We start from the raw sequence: 15,093 nt of genomic DNA on the forward strand, positions 1-15,093 counted from the left end.
CACCTGAGAAGACACACAAAGCGTGCCCCGGCCTTCTTCGGGGATATAGACAACCTCCACCTCGTGGCCGCCCGCAATCCGGACAAGGTACTTCCGGGTGCCGTCATTGCTGACCTGACGGGTGACGACTTCGGGCACCTCGATCACAAATTTTTCAGCCAGTTCGGCCCGGTAGCCCTTGGCGAGGTTCGTCATCAAGGCGAAGTCGCGCACCCCCCACTGATAAATCCACTGCCAGATCTGGCCGACCCGCATCTTCGCCTGTTTCTCGGGCGTTCCATGGGCGATCAGGGTGTCGCGCATCTTTTCGCGGGTCATGCCGACAAGGTTGACCGGCCCGTCGGGAAGTTTCCGCGGGATTGTATGCACATCCTGTGTGATCGGCGCTGCCGCCTGTCCGATTTCGGCCATTGGAGATTCTCCGACGCTTGGGGATGGGCCTCTATATAGGGATTTTCCCGAGGATCAAAAGAAAACAGCCCCGCAGAGGCGGGGCTGTCGGATCAGAATGTGCAGGGTGGTCAGCTGCCGCAGCGCTTGGCGGCATCCTCCACCGCAGCGGTAAAGCCAAGCAGGGAGAACGTATCCTTCGTCTGCGTACCCCGCCCGGACATCCCTGTCAGGACCGCATCGGCACCGCGCTTCATGGCGGTGATGATCTTGTTGTCGTCTTCCGTGGTGGCCGGCCACGCCCATTCACCTTCGGTGAAAAGCTCGAACGTGGTACCGGAAATATCCATGTTTACCGTGGAACCGGAGGCAAAAGGATACCCGCCGGTAAAGGCGACCTGTCCCTTGGCCCCGGCGGAAGGACGGTAGAATACCATCAAAAGCGTCTGGCCCCGGTTCACCGCGACCACACGTCCGTCCTTGGAATTAACGGTTTCCTTCGGGGTCGACACGCCCCAGCATTCCGTCGGATTGTCCTCGACGAAGACGCTCCAGTCGGTTTTGGCCGCTACGCGGTTCGTGCTCTGCTCCTGCGCAAAGGCACTGCCCGCAACCATCGCGGCACCGATCACCGCCGCCCCAACCGTTTTCATAAATTGCATTCGTACAGCCTCCAGCCGTCCTTGACCTCAATCTCATACCCACGGGAACCGGCGGGCAGGCCTTTGGCGGCTTGCTCTCTTGCAAGTGCTCCCGTTCTTCTCGACAACATGCATACTAACGCCAAACACGCGACCGGCGAAACCCTGATTGGCAGGAATTCGCCCAGACGGAGGACGAGAGCATGACCCAAGCCGCAGAATTTGCAGAAGTCTGGCGGGGGCCCATCCTCGAAAGCGTCCATCACGGCCACGCGGTCATCTGCGACGACACCGGCGAAATCGTCGAAGCATGGGGCGATCCATCCCGCGTAGTGCTGCCGCGTTCGTCGGCCAAGATGATACAGGCCCTGCCGCTGCTCGAATCGGGCGCGGCGGATGCGCGCAAGCTGAACAGCGCGCAGCTCGCCCTTGCATGCGCTTCCCACCAGGGTGCGGCGATCCATACCCAAAGGGTGGGCGACTGGCTGAAGGATCTGGGGCTGAAGGATGCGGATTTTCGCTGCGGCCCGCATATGCCCTATTCACGGGAAGCGGAGGTGGAGCTTATCCGCGCGGGTGAATCGCCCTGTCAGATCCACAACAATTGCTCAGGCAAACATGCGGGCTTCCTGACCCTGAACGCCCATCTTAACGGCGGGGCCGACTACGTGGAGCCGGAGCACCCGGTTCAGCGCGCCTGCCTCGACGCCTTTGAGCGGGTGACACAGGAAACCTCCCCCGGATACGGCATCGACGGCTGCTCGGCGCCGAACTTCGCCAGCACCCTGCACGGGATGGGCCGCGCCATGGCGCATTTCGCCGCCGCGCCCGAAGGCTCGCCCGAAGAACGCCTGCACCGCGCCATGCGCGAACATCCCGAACTGGTCGCAGGCGAAGGCCGCGCCTGCACCGAGCTGATGCGTGCCATGGACGGGCGGGTCGCGCTGAAAACCGGCGCCGAAGGCTTCTTCATCGCCATTCTGCCCCACCGCAAACTCGGCATCGCGCTCAAGGCGGCGGACGGCGCTACACGCGCTGCCGAATGCGCCATCGCGGCGCTGCTTGTCCGGCTCGGGGAGTTGGACGCCAATCATCCCGCGGCGGTCAAACGGCTGCGGCCCGCCATACTGAACGCCCGCGGGATTGAGACCGGATCCATCAGACCAGCAGCCGCGCTGACCTGATTCCGCTTCCAAATGGTTTTAAATCCCGGGGGGCCCGGGGGGCTGGCCCCCCGGGGGTGGCGCCAAAATCACCCGGCGAAATCAGCCACCCCGTACCCCTGCAGGTAAAGCAACGCGGTCAGATCGCCGAAGTTGATCCGCAGGTCGCACTCAGCCGCCACAACCGGCTTGGCGTGCAGCGCCACTCCCATCCCGGCGCGGTGCAACATGCCCAGATCATTGGCCCCATCCCCCACGGCGAGCACGTCGCTTGCATCGAACCCCAGCCGCGCCGTGATCTCCTCCAGCGCATCGACCTTGGCCTGCCGACCGAGGATCGGGATGCCGACGTCGCCGGAGAGCACGCCATCCTCCGCCAGAAGCGTATTCGCGCGATTTTCATGGAAGCCCAGTGCCTCTGCCACCGGCCCGGTGAAGGCGGTGAACCCGCCTGAGACAAGCGCGGTGTGCGCCCCGTTCTCCCGCATGGTCGCGATCAGCTGACGTCCTCCCGGCATATGCGTGATCCGGGATGCCAGCACCTCACCGACGATGCTTTCCTTCAGACCTTTCAAAAGCCCCACCCGCTCGCGCAGCGCCGCCTCGAAATCCAACTCGCCGTTCATCGCGCGCGCGGTGATCTCCTTCACGCGGTCGCCCACGCCTGCCGCATCCGCCAATTCGTCGATGCATTCCTGCTGGATCATCGTACTGTCCATATCCGCAAGCAGCATGCGCTTGCGCCGCCCCTCCTGCGGAACGATCCCAAGATCGACGCCCATCCGCTGGCACTCCTCCCAGACCTGCCAGCGGTTGCCTGGCATCGCGGCAAGCGAGAACTCAGCCGCCTCGTCCGGGGCCAGCCAGAGAGCATCGCCACCACCCCACGCGTTGCGCAGGGAGTCCACCAGCGCAGGGTCGAGATTTGCCTTTTCCGGATCGGTAAGAAGGACAGCGGTGAACATGGCGAAGTTTCCGATGCGCGTCAGGAATGTCGCAAAAAGCGACTCGAGCGGCGTTCTAGCCACGTTTTTCCACTTGTGCCAGCCCGGGCCGCGCCGTAATTCCGGCGGTGGGACACCCTTCCCCAACGAAGGGCGCTTATCTGAAAGGGTAGCATTATGGCTATTGCACAACCGGCTTCACAGCCGGACTCCGTTCGTCCGACCACAAAACCGGCGAACCCGCGTTTCTCCTCCGGCCCCTGCGCCAAACCCCCCGTTTTCGATCTGACCCGGCTCGCGGATGCACCGCTTGGGCGCAGCCACCGCGCGGCGGTCGGCAAGGCGAAGCTGCTCGAGGCAATCGAGACGACGCGCGAGGTTCTCGGCGTTCCCGCAGATTATCGCATCGGCATCGTGCCGGGCTCCGACACGGGCGCTTTTGAGATGGCGATGTGGACGATGCTGGGCGAACGCCCTGCCCAAATGGTCGCTTGGGAATCCTTTGGTGCGGGCTGGGTGACGGATGCGGTCAAACAGCTCAAGATCGACGCGACGACCCATACCGCCGACTACGGCGAGATCGTGGATATGGCGGCGCTTAACTACGATAACGACGTCTGCTTTACGTGGAACGGCACGACCTCCGGCGTGCGCGTACCGTCGGGCGATGTCATTCCCTCAAATCGCGCGGGCCTGACGTTCTGTGATGCGACATCGGCGGCTTTTGCCCAGGATCTGCCTTGGGACAAGCTGGATGTAACGACCTTCTCCTGGCAGAAAGTGCTGGGCGGCGAAGCGGCGCATGGCATGCTGATCCTGTCGCCCCGCGCTGTCGAAAGGCTGGAAAGCTACACCCCCGCCTGGCCCCTGCCCAAGATTTTCCGGCTGACGAAAGGCGGCAAGTTGATAGAGGGCATCTTCAAGGGCGAAACGATCAACACGCCCTCCATGCTCTGTGTCGAAGACTATCTTCAGGCGCTCGACTGGGCAAAATCGGTCGGTGGCCTGAAAGGTCTGATCGGACGGGCCGATGCCAATGCGCAGGCCATCGCAAGGTTTGTAGAAGATCACGACTGGATCGAATTCCTCGCTAGCGAGCCAGCGATCCGGTCGAACACCTCGGTCTGCCTCAAGTTCAACGACGGGCGCATCGCCGACGGTGCCTCCTTCGCCAAGGCCGTCGCCAAGCGGCTGGAGTCCGAAGGCGTGGCGCTGGATATCGGTGCCTATCGCGATGCTCCTCCGGGTCTGCGGATCTGGTGCGGCGGCACGGTCGAGACCTCGGATATCGAGGCGCTTCTGCCATGGCTCGCCTGGGCTTTCGAAGCCGAGATCGCGGCACAGGCCAAGGCGGCCTGAGGCTTCCACAATTCCCCATTTCAGGCGCGGCAGCCCAAGGCTGCCGCCCCGTTCCCCAATACATCAAAGGACCGCCCCATGGCACCCAAGGTACTCATTTCGGACAAACTCAGCGACGCCGCTGTGCAGATTTTCAAGGATCGCGGCGTCGAGGTCGATTTCCAGCCCGACCTCGGGAAGGACAAGGACAAGCTGGCGGAGGTCATCGGCAACTACGACGGCCTTGCCATCCGCTCCGCCACGAAGGTGACGGAAAAGATCCTCGCGCAGGCTGACAAGCTCAAGGTCATCGGCCGGGCAGGGATCGGCACCGACAACATCGATAAGGACGCCGCCTCCAAAAAAGGGGTGATCGTCATGAACACGCCCTTCGGCAACATGATCACCACCGCCGAACATGCCATCGCCATGATGTTCGCCGTCGCTCGCCAGATCCCGGAGGCCAGTTCCTCTACCCATGCCGGTAAATGGGAAAAGTCCAAGTTCATGGGCGTGGAACTGACGGGCAAGACCCTCGGCGTGATCGGGGCAGGCAATATCGGTGGCATCGTCTGCGACCGGGCCCGCGGACTGAAAATGAAAGTCGTGGCCTACGATCCCTTCCTCGGCGAGGAAAAGGCCCAGAAAATGGGCGTGGAAAAGGTAGAACTGGACGAACTGCTGTCGCGGGCCGACTTCATCACCCTCCATGTGCCCTATACGGAGCAGACGGCGAATATCCTGAGCCGCGAGAACCTCGCCAAGACCAAGCCGGGCGTGCGCATCATCAACTGCGCCCGCGGCGGGCTCGTGGACGAAGAGGCACTGGCCGAACTGCTGAAGTCCGGACACGTCGCCGGGGCCGCTTTTGACGTCTTTGCCGAGGAGCCCGCGAAGGAGAACCCCCTTTTCGGATTGCCCAATGTCGTTTGCACCCCGCACCTCGGCGCCGCCACGACCGAGGCACAGGAAAACGTCGCCCTTCAGGTGGCCGAACAGATGTCCGACTATCTGCTGACCGGCGCCGTGACCAACGCGCTCAACATGCCCTCCGTCACCGCCGAGGAAGCGGCCGTGATGGGGCCTTGGGTCAAACTGGCGGGCCATCTCGGTGCCTTTATCGGGCAGATGACCGATGAACCGATCAAGGCCATCAACATTCTTTATGACGGTACGGTTTCGACCATGAATACCGACGCGCTCAACTGCAGCGTGGTGGCAGGCATCATCAAGCGCGCGAACCCGGACGTGAACATGGTGAGCGCGCCCGTGGTGGCCCGTGAAAAGGGCATCCAGATCAGTACGACCAATCAGGACAAATCCGGCGTTTTCGACGGCTACATCAAGGTCACCGTCGTGACGGACAAACGCGAACGCTCCATCGCCGGCACGGTCTTCTCTGACGGCAAGCCGCGGTTCATCCAGATCAAGGGCATCAACATCGAGGCCGAGGTGGGGGCGCATATGCTCTACACCACGAACGAGGACGTTCCCGGCATCATCGGCGTTCTGGGCAACACCATGGGCGGAAATGGCGTGAACATCGCCAACTTCACCCTCGGTCGCGCCGCCGCCAAGGGCGAAGCGATCGCACTTCTCTACGTGGACGAAGAAGTGCCCGCCCCTGTCATCAAGAAACTGCGCGACACGGGGATGTTCACCCAGATCAAGCCGCTGCAGTTCGACGTGGCCTGAACCTAGAGGGCGGGCAACCTCTGCCCGCCCTGCCTCTCCGGAAGGATGCGTGCATGCCCCAACCCATCTATGCAATCGGCGACATTCACGGCCAGTTGGATGAATTGGAGCGTGTCCTTTCCCTGATCGATGCCGATGGCGGCCCCGATGCCGCCATCGTCTTTGTCGGCGACTACGTGGACAGGGGGCCTGAAAGCCGCGGGGTGATCGACCTGCTGACCAAGGCGCAGGACGCGGGGCGGCCCTGGACCATGCTCAAGGGAAACCACGACAGGTATTTCCAACGTTTCCTGACAAACGGAGCGTTGCACGATCCCGCGACCCGTGCGGATCTTCTGTGGCTCAATCCGCGGCTCGGCGGCGACAAGACGCTGTTATCCTACGGGATCGACATCGAAGCTTCTGCCGAAACCGCGGAACTGGCAGCGCAAGCGCGTGCCGAAGTACCCCAAAGGCATGTGGCGTTTCTGGAGGGTCTGCCTTCGCTTCATGTTACGGATGAGTTGATATTCGTGCATGCGGGCATTCGTCCGGGCGTACCGCTGGACGATCAGACAGAGGATGATCTCGTCTGGATCCGCGATCCCTTTCTCACCGATACCCGGGATCACGGGAAACTGGTTGTACATGGCCATACCGCGCTGGATCAGCCCCAACACCACGGCAACCGTGTCAATCTGGATGCCGGGGCGGGGTATTTTCGCCCTCTCCACGCGGCGGTATTCGAAGGTCGGGACTGCTGGCGGCTGACCGACGCGGGGCGCGTGGCCCTTCTGCCGACGCTCTAGGAGCCTGCAGTCGCATCCAAAGCATCGCGGATGCGGGGCGCAAAGCCCCCGAAGCTGGGTGCGTGCAACAACAGAACCCCCTGCGCGGCAATCTCTTCCATCGCGCGCAGGCTTTCAGCGTCAGGGCCCGGCCCGGGTTCGCGCAGAACGACGGCCCTGATACGCCCGGGATGGCGCAGAACCGCGTCGCGGTAGACGAAAGCATCGTGTTGCCCGGTATCCCCCACCAGTACATACGGCAGCGTAGGGTTTGCCGCCAAAAGCACATCGATGCTGTCGCCCTTGTGATCGCCATGCGTTCCGGTGATGAACTTGGTTTCGCTCATTCCCAGATCGCGCAGGAACTTCGGCCCGGGCACCAGACCGGCCCGCTCGAAAATGCGGCGCAGGAAGTAATGCAGGTTCCAGGGGGATGAGCTGACATAATAAACTGGGTTGCGCCCGCCCTCAGACAGGGTTTCCATGAAAGGCGGGGCATCTTCGAATACCTTGCGGGTCATCGCGTTCCCCGTCAGCGAGGTCCAGAGGTTCCGGGCGATCGAATAGGCCCCCGTCTGCATCATCGTGTCGTCGATATCCGAAATAACAGCGAATTCCGCGTCATCCCGCGCGATCAGAACCGGGCATACCGTGACGCCTTCCTGACCTCTGATGCTCACATCGACATTGACCCAACCCTCCCGCGCGTCGCGCGGCAGGAGCAAGGTAAAATATCCTTCCTGCCCGGAAATGGCCGTCACGCCCCGCGCGGCCACCTCCACATCCGCCACTTCATCCGTCAAAAACAGTGACACCATCTGGCGAAAGTTCAGCCAGAGCGATTGGGACGGATCGGGGCGATGCCTCCGCAAGGAGCCGAGGACGCGGCCCCTCACCACCAGATGTTCGGGATCCGCGTAGCCGATATAGGGCGCGATCACCTTCTTCCGGATCCGTCGCGCGCGCCAGCTATCCCAGGTTCGCTCGCTCCATAAAGCGATGCGATGAATCGCCGCCATGATCCTGCCTTTACTCACTACATACGCCCCCGTATGGCACTTCACCCTTTCGAGAAATACTCCGGGGGAGGCGGGCTTGCAAAGCCCGGCGGGGGCTGGCCCCCATCAAGCCTTCGTCCAATCCAGAACCACCTTGCCGGAACTGCCCGATTTCATAGCGGCGAACCCCGCTTCAAAATCATCGACCGGAAAGCGATGCGTGATGATCTTGGACACATCGAGCCCGTTTTCCAGCATCGCGATCATCTTGTACCATGTCTCAAAGATCTCCCGGCCATAGACACCCTTGATGGTGAGCGCCTTGAAAACGATGCGGCTCCAATCGACGGGCGATTTGCCGGGGGGTATGCCCAGCATCGCGATCCGCCCGCCCATGGTCATGGCTTCGACCATCTGGTCCAGCGCGTGCTGGTTGCCCGACATTTCCAGACCGACGTCAAATCCCTGCTTCATCTTCAGCCGGGGGATCACCTCCCCCAGCTCTTCCTCCGCCACGTTGACGGGAACGACATCTGGCACCACCTGCGCCGCCAAGGCCAGACGATCAGGATTGAGGTCGGTGATCACCACATGCCGCGCGCCGACGTGTCGCGCCACCGCCGCCGCCATGATCCCGATGGGCCCAGCGCCGGTAATCAACACGTCTTCCCCCACCAGATCGAAGCTGAGCGCCGTATGCACGGCGTTCCCCAACGGGTCGAGGATGGCGCCTATATCGTCGCTTATTTCGTCAGGCAGGGGCACGACATTGAAGGCGGGCAAGCGCAGGTATTGCGCAAAAGCGCCCTGCTCGTTCACCCCGATCCCCCGGGTCGCCGGGTCGAGGTGGAATTTCCCGGCACGGCTCTGCCGGGAATTCTTGCCGATCAGATGCCCTTCGCCGGAGCAGCGCTGGCCAATCTCCAGACCTTCGACATTGCGCCCCAGTTCCACGATCTCCCCGGCGAACTCATGCCCGGTGATCAGCGGGACGGGGACGGTTTTCGCCGCCCATTCATCCCAGTTCCAGATATGGATATCGGTGCCGCAGATGCCGGTTTTGTTGATGCGGATCAAAACGTCGTCCGGTCCGATTTCGGGCACCGGTGCATGGGTCATCCACAACCCTTCCCGGGGATGGAGCTTTGAGAGCGCCTTCATCTCATTCGTCGTCATTGGATCACCCCGCAGGCCTTGCCGGCCGTTTCGAAAGCGTCGAGCGCGCGGTCAAGTTCTTCCCGGCTCAAAGCTGCGTTCATCTGCGTTCGGATCCGCGCCTGTCCCCGGGGCACCACCGGAAAGAAGAAACCGCTCACATAGACGCCCTCTTCGAAGAGGCGCGCCGCCATGTCCTGCGCCAGCCGCGCCTCCCCCAGCATGACCGGGACGATCGGATGCTCCCCCGGCAGCAGATCGAAGCCGAGACGTTCCAGACCCGCCCGCCAATAAGCTGTGTTCTCGAACAGCTGCTCGCGCAACGCGTCGCCATTCATGACCAGATCGATGGCCCGCAAGCCTGCCGCCACGATGGAGGGCGGCAAGGAGTTGGAGAAAAGATAGGGCCGGGCCCGCTGACGCAGCAGGTCGATCACCGGCTGCGGCCCCGCGATATACCCACCGATGGCACCGCCCAGCGCCTTGCCCAACGTCCCGGTCAGGATGTCCACATCGACGCCGTGATGCGCCGGGGTGCCCGCGCCCTTGGGGCCCATGAAACCTGTCGCATGGCAATCGTCCACCATGACGAGGGCCTCGTATTTTTCGGCCAGCGCCGTGATTTCCGGCAGGTTGGCCAAATAACCGTCCATGCTGAAAACACCGTCCGTCGCGATCATGATGAACCGCGCGCCTTCGTCACGCGCCAGTTTCAACTGCCCTTCAAGATCGGCCATGTCGTTATTCGCGTAACGATAGCGCTTCGCCTTGCACAGACGAATACCGTCGATGATCGAGGCGTGGTTCAACGCGTCAGACACGATGGCGTCCTCGGGCCCGAACAACGGCTCGAACAGGCCCCCGTTCGCATCGAAACAGGCCGCGAAAAGGATCGAATCGTCCTTGCCGAGGAAGTTCGCCAGTTTCTGCTCCAGTTCGCGGTGAATATCCTGCGTACCGCAGATGAAACGGACAGAGGCCATGCCGAAGCCTTTGGGGTCCATCGCGTCGCGCGCCGCTTCGATCAGATCGGGATGGTCCGCCAGCCCCAGATAGTTGTTTGCGCAAAGATTAATGACTTCGCGCCCCCCTACCGTGATCTGCCCCCCCTGCGGAGAGGTGATCAGACGTTCCCGCTTCATCATCCCGTCCGCGTCGATCCCGGACAGTGTTTCGGAAATATGGTCGAGATAGGCGCGGTTCATGGCAAAGCTCCTTCAGCTGGGTTGCTTCTATCATAACGGAATTGCCTCCGAAATACCGGATTCCGTGATGGCGGAGATTTCGGGCGCCCTTTCAGGCGTCCTGCACGACAAGAAACGCCCGTAAGGCTCCTTTCACCGCGCGAATCGCATGCGGTACGTCGGCGGCGTAGCGCGCCGTGTCGCCCGGCCCCAGAAGGTTCGCCTCCGTTCCGCTGGTGACTTCGGCGTGACCATCGATGACGCTGAAGTATTCGCGTGCGCCGCGGGTGTGCGGCGCGCTGACCAAGCCCCCGCCCGCTTCGATCAGAAGCTCGTAAACCTCATGCCGGCCCGCTTCCTCGGGGGGTGAAAGGATGCGGATTTTGCAGCCATTCCCGAGGTTTGCAATCGTGGGCACCGCCCCGCTGCGCAGCACTTCCATCGTGGGCACCGCCGCTTCGCTGTCGAGCAGACCGGCAAAATCCACCTGCAGGGCACGCGTCAGGTTCCACAGGGTTGCGATCGTCGGGCTGCTTTCGCCCCGCTCGATCTGGCTCACCATTGACCGGGAAACCCCTGAAAGTTTCGCGACAGCATCGAGACTCAGCCCCTGCGCCTGCCGGGCCTGTTTCAACCGGGCTGGCAGTTGGGTGAGAATGGCGTCTGAATTTTCCGTCATGGCGGAGGAATGTCGCATGGCGCGCGCCCCTGTCAAGTATCACGGCGCGAGGCCGCTGGAATCATCCGCAACCCTGTGCATAGAGTGACGCCGATCCCAACAAGGCAGGACAACATGGCACAGGAAATCGTAATTCTCGACGGCGCGCGGACCGCAATCGGCACCTTTGGCGGCGCGCTTGCGAATACTCCGGCGATCGAACTCGGCACCGTCGCGGCAAAGGCCGCGATGAAACGCGCCGGGGTGGAGCCGGGGCAGATCGGCCATGTCGCTTTCGGCAATGTCATCAACACCGAACCCCGGGACATGTATCTGAGCCGGGTGACAGCCATGCAGGCGGGCGTGCCGGAAAGTGTTCCCGCGATGAACGTGAATCGGCTCTGCGGTTCAGGGGTGCAGGCCATCGTTTCCGTCGTGCAATCGTTGATGCTGGGGGACGCTGAATTCGGCCTCGCCGGTGGGGCGGAAAGCATGTCGCGTGCGCCCTATATCCTGCCCGATGCGCGGTGGGGCCAGAAAATGGGTGATGTCCGCAGCCTCGATATGCTGCTGGGCACGCTGAACTGCCCCTTCGGCTCCGGCCATATGGGGGTGACGGCGGAGAATGTCGCGGCGGAGCATCAGGTCAGCCGGGAGGAAATGGACGACTTCGCCCTGCGCAGCCAGAAACGCGCCAGCGCCGCGATCGAGGAGGGCCGGTTCAAGGAACAGATCGTTCCCGTAGAGGTGCGCGTCAAACGCGATATGGTCGCTTTCGACACCGATGAACATCCCAAGGCCACATCCAGAGAAGCGTTGGCTGGGCTGAAGCCGGTCTTCAAGAAAGACGGCTGCGTGACGGCGGGCAATGCGAGCGGTATCAACGATGGCGCTGCCGCCGTGGTACTGGCAACCGCCGAGGCCGCGCAGAAGGCGGGCCTGACGCCGCGCGCAAAGATCCTCGGCTATGCCCATGCGGGCGTGCGCCCGGAGGTCATGGGCATCGGGCCGGTACCGGCGGTGGAGAACCTGCTCGCCCGTACGGGGCTGAAGCCGGAGGACTTCGACGTCATCGAAAGCAACGAAGCCTTCGCAAGCCAAGCCCTCGCCGTGACGAAGAACCTCGGCCTCGATCCCGAGCGGGTGAACCCGAACGGCGGGGCCATAGCACTTGGTCATCCGGTGGGGGCGACCGGTGCCATTATTACCGTCAAGGCGCTCTACGAACTGGAGCGCATTGGCGGCAAGCGCGCGCTGATTACCATGTGCATCGGGGGTGGTCAGGGTATCGCCCTGGCGATCGAGCGCCTTTCCTGAGCGGGTAAGCGTCTTTCCATACCGTGCGCCCTGCGGGGGGGGCACGGGGGGCCGGTCTCCGGGAGGAGGATGGAGACCGGCCCGCGTCGACGGGTTCGGGGAGGAAGCGCCGTCGGATCGGTGCCGGACGGACTCGGGGAGGAGGAGGTCCGGCGCCTGACGCCGCCGCACCCGTTCAGGGGCGGCTGGCGATTAGGTCAGTCCAACACGCAGGTCGGACAAAGGTTTCATCGGTCACAGACCATCGTAACGATAGGTCACCAATTCGCGTGCCCGCTGGGGAATATCGGCGCGTTTCAGCTCGATATTGTTCAGTTCCTGATCGGAAAGGGCGCGCAACGCGGTTTCCATCCGGGCGATCTGCATGCGGTTCACCACAGTACGAAAACCGGTGGCAAAGCGCCGCTTGCCCGCGGAAAGGGTTGCGCCGGCGGCGGCGAAGTTTTCGGCCAGATGCGGCCGGGGGAGGATATTGTCATACTGCTTCATGGCGGGTGTCCTTTGCGAATTCTTCGAGTGCAACGCGCCGGATATGGGCGCGGGGGATGCCGATATCGGCCAGTTCCCGATCAGACAGGACGCGCAGTTCAGCGAGCGTCTGCCGGTACTTCCGGCGGCGTTCCGTTCTGTCCGCCACTGCGGCGCGGATCTGCGCATACCGGGCCCCTACGGTCCCGAGCATGTTTCCAAAGCCACCGGGGGCAGAAGACTGGATCAAAGACATACGGCGTTCCCATGCATTATTGCTGCAACGCAGTAATCGCGCTGCACTGCAGAGGTAGCGCTACCGTGCCCGAGTTTGTACCGGTGGTTTGTGCATAGCTCCCTTGTAAAAATGAGGACCCGGGAGGGGTTGACGGCAAGCGCGTAAGCCCGGTGCCCCGGCTATCCAATCATCTCAAGGATGAAATGCCTTGTAGAGGCAGTCAGCCAAGGTTGCTGAGCGCCAGAACCACGATACCGCCCAGAACCGCCCCGAGCCCCATGGAGCCCGCAAGCCAGCGTTTGCGCAGGCGGTCCGTCCGAGGGCGTTCTTCGGTCTGGCGCATCAGGGCAGCCTCGACCAGTGCGGGCAGACGCGGGCCGAAGCGCGCCAGAACCCGGGCCGTCTGTGAAAGGTCGGACAGCACGGCGCGTGGACCGAGCGATTTGGCGATATAATCGGTGACGATTGGGCTCGCGACCTGCCAGATGTTGATATGCGGGTTGAGCGAGCGTGCCACACCCTCCACGACGACCATGGTCCGTTGAAGCAAAATAAGCTCCGTCCTCGTTTCCATGCCGAACCGTTCCGTGACCTCGAAAAGGTAGGTCAGCAGACGGGCCATCGAGATACGGGTGGCATCCATCCCAAAGATCGGCTCCCCCACGGCGCGCAGGGCGCGGGCGAATTCATCCACATCCTTGTGGGCGGGGACGTATCCGGCCTCGAAATGCACCTTGGCCACGCGAAAGTAATCGCGCCGGATGAAGCCATAAAGGATCTCCGCGTAGACGCGGCGGGTATATTCATCGATATGGCCCATGATCCCGAAATCATAGGCGATGATGTCGCCCTCTGGCGAAACCTTCAGGTTGCCCTGATGCATGTCGGCGTGGAAATAGCCGTCCCGCAGCGCATGCTGGAGAAAGAGTTGCAGCACCCTGTCGCCCAGGGCCACCCGGTCATGCCCGGCCGCGTCGATCGCTGCGTTGTCCCCCATCGGGACGCCATCGGCCCATTCCAGCGTCATGACCCGGCGGGCCGAATATTCCCATTTGATGTCCGGCAGCTTGAGGCCTTCGTCCGCCTTGGTGTTGGCCGCGAATTCGGAAGCCGCAGCGCTTTCAAGGCGCAGGTCCAGCTCACCCCGGACGACGCCGTCGAAATGCTCGATCACCTCCATCGGGCGCAGGCGGCGCGACCCGGGGGAGAAAAGCTCCACCATCCGCGCGGCGAGGTAGAAGGCATCGATATCCTTGCGAAAGGCCCGTTCGATATTGGGCCGCAACACCTTTACGGCCACCTCCTGCCCCGTTTCGGCAATGCGCGCCCGGTGCACCTGCGCGATGGAGGCCGCCGCCACAGGCTCCGAAAATGCCGAGAACATGGCTTCGAGCGGCAGGCCAAGCTCCTTCTCCACCTCGGCCTTCGCCAAATCGACGGAAAAGGGAGGAAGCTTGTCCTGAAGTACACGCAGTTGCACGGCAAGCTCATCGCCTACAACGTCGGGACGGGTGGAAAGCACCTGCCCGAACTTGATGTAGGCCGGGCCCAGCGCCGTCAGCGCGCGGGTGGCGGGCGGCATGGTCGGATCGCCCGCATATCCGAGGTATTTGAACGGCCGCCCCAGCGCCCGTGCCACGAAACGCAGTGCCGGCGTGGCATCAAACGCATCCAGCACCACGTTCATCGCGCCCGTACGTTCCAGCGTGGCGCCCGTACGGATCAGGCGCCAGATGTTATGAGGTCCGCGCATCTAGAGCTTCCAGCCGGAATGAAGTGCAGCGATACCCATGCTGAGGTTGCGATAGCGCGCCTGTTCGAACCCGGCAGCCCGCACCATACCGAGGAAGGTTTCCTGATCGGGGAAATTGCGGATCGATTCCACGAGGTACTGATAGCTGTCGCGATCATTGGCAATTGCCTGACCCAACCGGGGAATGATGTTGAAGCTGTAGAGGTCGTAGGCTTTCTGCATCGCCGGGTTGGGCAACTGGCTGAACTCCAGCACCATGAGCCGCCCGCCGGGGCGCAGAACGCGGAACGCCTCGTTCAGGGCCTCCTGCGGGCGCGTGACGTTCCGGATGCCGAAACTGATGGTGTAGACGTCGAAGCTGTCGTCGGGAAAGGGCAGCGCCAT

Annotated in this window: 15 protein-coding genes and 1 pseudogene; 5 read left to right on the plus strand and 11 right to left on the minus strand. The window is 62.7% G+C overall.

Annotated elements, in window-relative coordinates:
• A pseudogene (locus A3764_RS05100) lies at window positions 1-411 on the minus strand (23S rRNA (adenine(2503)-C(2))-methyltransferase RlmN); the annotation flags it as partial.
• A 110-nt stretch (window positions 412-521) separates the two neighbouring features.
• The gene (locus A3764_RS05105) at window positions 522-1,043 is read right to left on the minus strand and encodes an invasion associated locus B family protein (RefSeq protein WP_443069027.1); all 522 of its coding nucleotides are present in this window, start codon (window positions 1,041-1,043) and stop codon (window positions 522-524) included.
• Window positions 1,044-1,234: 191 nt separating this feature from the next.
• Here A3764_RS05105 and A3764_RS05110 point away from each other — a divergent pair, with 191 nt between their 5' ends.
• A complete protein-coding gene (locus A3764_RS05110; protein WP_067919981.1) occupies window positions 1,235-2,215 on the plus strand; it encodes an asparaginase in 981 nt (326 codons plus the stop codon).
• 68 nt (window positions 2,216-2,283) lie between these two features.
• Here A3764_RS05110 and serB read toward each other — a convergent pair whose 3' ends face one another.
• Window positions 2,284-3,159: a phosphoserine phosphatase SerB gene (gene serB / locus A3764_RS05115; protein ID WP_067920010.1), complete on the minus strand. Its 876-nt coding sequence runs from the start codon at window positions 3,157-3,159 to the stop codon at window positions 2,284-2,286.
• A gap of 156 nt (window positions 3,160-3,315) precedes the next feature.
• On the opposite strand from serB, the gene A3764_RS05120 reads away from it, so the two are divergent.
• The 3 genes from A3764_RS05120 to A3764_RS05130 all read left to right on the plus strand — a co-directional run bounded on the left by A3764_RS05120 (window position 3,316) and on the right by A3764_RS05130 (window position 6,959).
• Window positions 3,316-4,497: a phosphoserine transaminase gene (locus A3764_RS05120; RefSeq protein WP_067919983.1), complete on the plus strand. Its 1,182-nt coding sequence runs from the start codon at window positions 3,316-3,318 to the stop codon at window positions 4,495-4,497.
• Between the two features lie 78 nt (window positions 4,498-4,575).
• The gene (gene serA, locus A3764_RS05125) at window positions 4,576-6,171 is read left to right on the plus strand and encodes a phosphoglycerate dehydrogenase (RefSeq protein WP_067919985.1); all 1,596 of its coding nucleotides are present in this window, start codon (window positions 4,576-4,578) and stop codon (window positions 6,169-6,171) included.
• A gap of 53 nt (window positions 6,172-6,224) precedes the next feature.
• Window positions 6,225-6,959 (plus strand): metallophosphoesterase family protein, encoded by a 735-nt coding sequence (locus tag A3764_RS05130; protein WP_067919987.1) that lies wholly within the window; start codon window positions 6,225-6,227, stop codon window positions 6,957-6,959.
• On the opposite strand, the gene A3764_RS05135 is transcribed toward A3764_RS05130, so the two are convergent.
• The 4 genes from A3764_RS05135 to A3764_RS05150 form a co-directional block, all read right to left on the minus strand.
• Window positions 6,956-7,957 carry a phosphatase domain-containing protein gene (locus tag A3764_RS05135; protein ID WP_067919989.1) on the minus strand — a complete coding sequence of 334 codons (1,002 nt, stop codon included), beginning with the start codon at window positions 7,955-7,957 and terminating at the stop codon, window positions 6,956-6,958. The genes A3764_RS05130 and A3764_RS05135 overlap by 4 nt on opposite strands.
• A 105-nt stretch (window positions 7,958-8,062) precedes the next feature.
• Entirely contained in the window at window positions 8,063-9,097 is a 1,035-nt protein-coding gene (gene tdh, locus A3764_RS05140) for an L-threonine 3-dehydrogenase (protein WP_067920012.1), read from the minus strand.
• An 11-nt stretch (window positions 9,098-9,108) separates the two neighbouring features.
• Window positions 9,109-10,296, minus strand: coding sequence for a glycine C-acetyltransferase (locus A3764_RS05145; protein WP_067919991.1), 1,188 nt, complete (start codon window positions 10,294-10,296; stop codon window positions 9,109-9,111).
• A gap of 91 nt (window positions 10,297-10,387) precedes the next feature.
• Window positions 10,388-10,954 carry a helix-turn-helix domain-containing protein gene (locus tag A3764_RS05150; protein ID WP_067920014.1) on the minus strand — a complete coding sequence of 189 codons (567 nt, stop codon included), beginning with the start codon at window positions 10,952-10,954 and terminating at the stop codon, window positions 10,388-10,390.
• A 114-nt stretch (window positions 10,955-11,068) separates the two neighbouring features.
• Between A3764_RS05150 and A3764_RS05155 the strand changes: the two genes are divergently transcribed.
• Window positions 11,069-12,250, plus strand: a complete 1,182-nt coding sequence (locus tag A3764_RS05155) for an acetyl-CoA C-acyltransferase family protein (RefSeq protein WP_067919994.1) — start codon at window positions 11,069-11,071, stop codon at window positions 12,248-12,250.
• A gap of 234 nt (window positions 12,251-12,484) precedes the next feature.
• Here A3764_RS05155 and A3764_RS05160 read toward each other — a convergent pair whose 3' ends face one another.
• The 4 genes from A3764_RS05160 to A3764_RS05175 all read right to left on the minus strand — a co-directional run.
• A complete protein-coding gene (locus A3764_RS05160; RefSeq protein WP_067926504.1) occupies window positions 12,485-12,739 on the minus strand; it encodes a hypothetical protein in 255 nt (84 codons plus the stop codon).
• On the minus strand, window positions 12,726-12,974 hold the full coding sequence (locus A3764_RS05165; RefSeq protein ID WP_067926501.1) for a DUF1127 domain-containing protein: 249 nt from the start codon (window positions 12,972-12,974) through the stop codon (window positions 12,726-12,728). The genes A3764_RS05160 and A3764_RS05165 overlap by 14 nt, the downstream gene beginning before the upstream one ends.
• A gap of 202 nt (window positions 12,975-13,176) precedes the next feature.
• Window positions 13,177-14,709: a 2-polyprenylphenol 6-hydroxylase gene (ubiB, locus tag A3764_RS05170; RefSeq protein ID WP_067926498.1), complete on the minus strand. Its 1,533-nt coding sequence runs from the start codon at window positions 14,707-14,709 to the stop codon at window positions 13,177-13,179.
• Window positions 14,710-15,093 (minus strand): ubiquinone/menaquinone biosynthesis methyltransferase (locus A3764_RS05175; RefSeq protein WP_150122076.1); only part of this gene is annotated, 384 nt, incomplete at its 5' end.

The sequence above is a fragment of the Sulfitobacter sp. HI0129 genome, assembly GCF_001635395.1.
Lineage (GTDB): Bacteria > Pseudomonadota > Alphaproteobacteria > Rhodobacterales > Rhodobacteraceae > Sulfitobacter.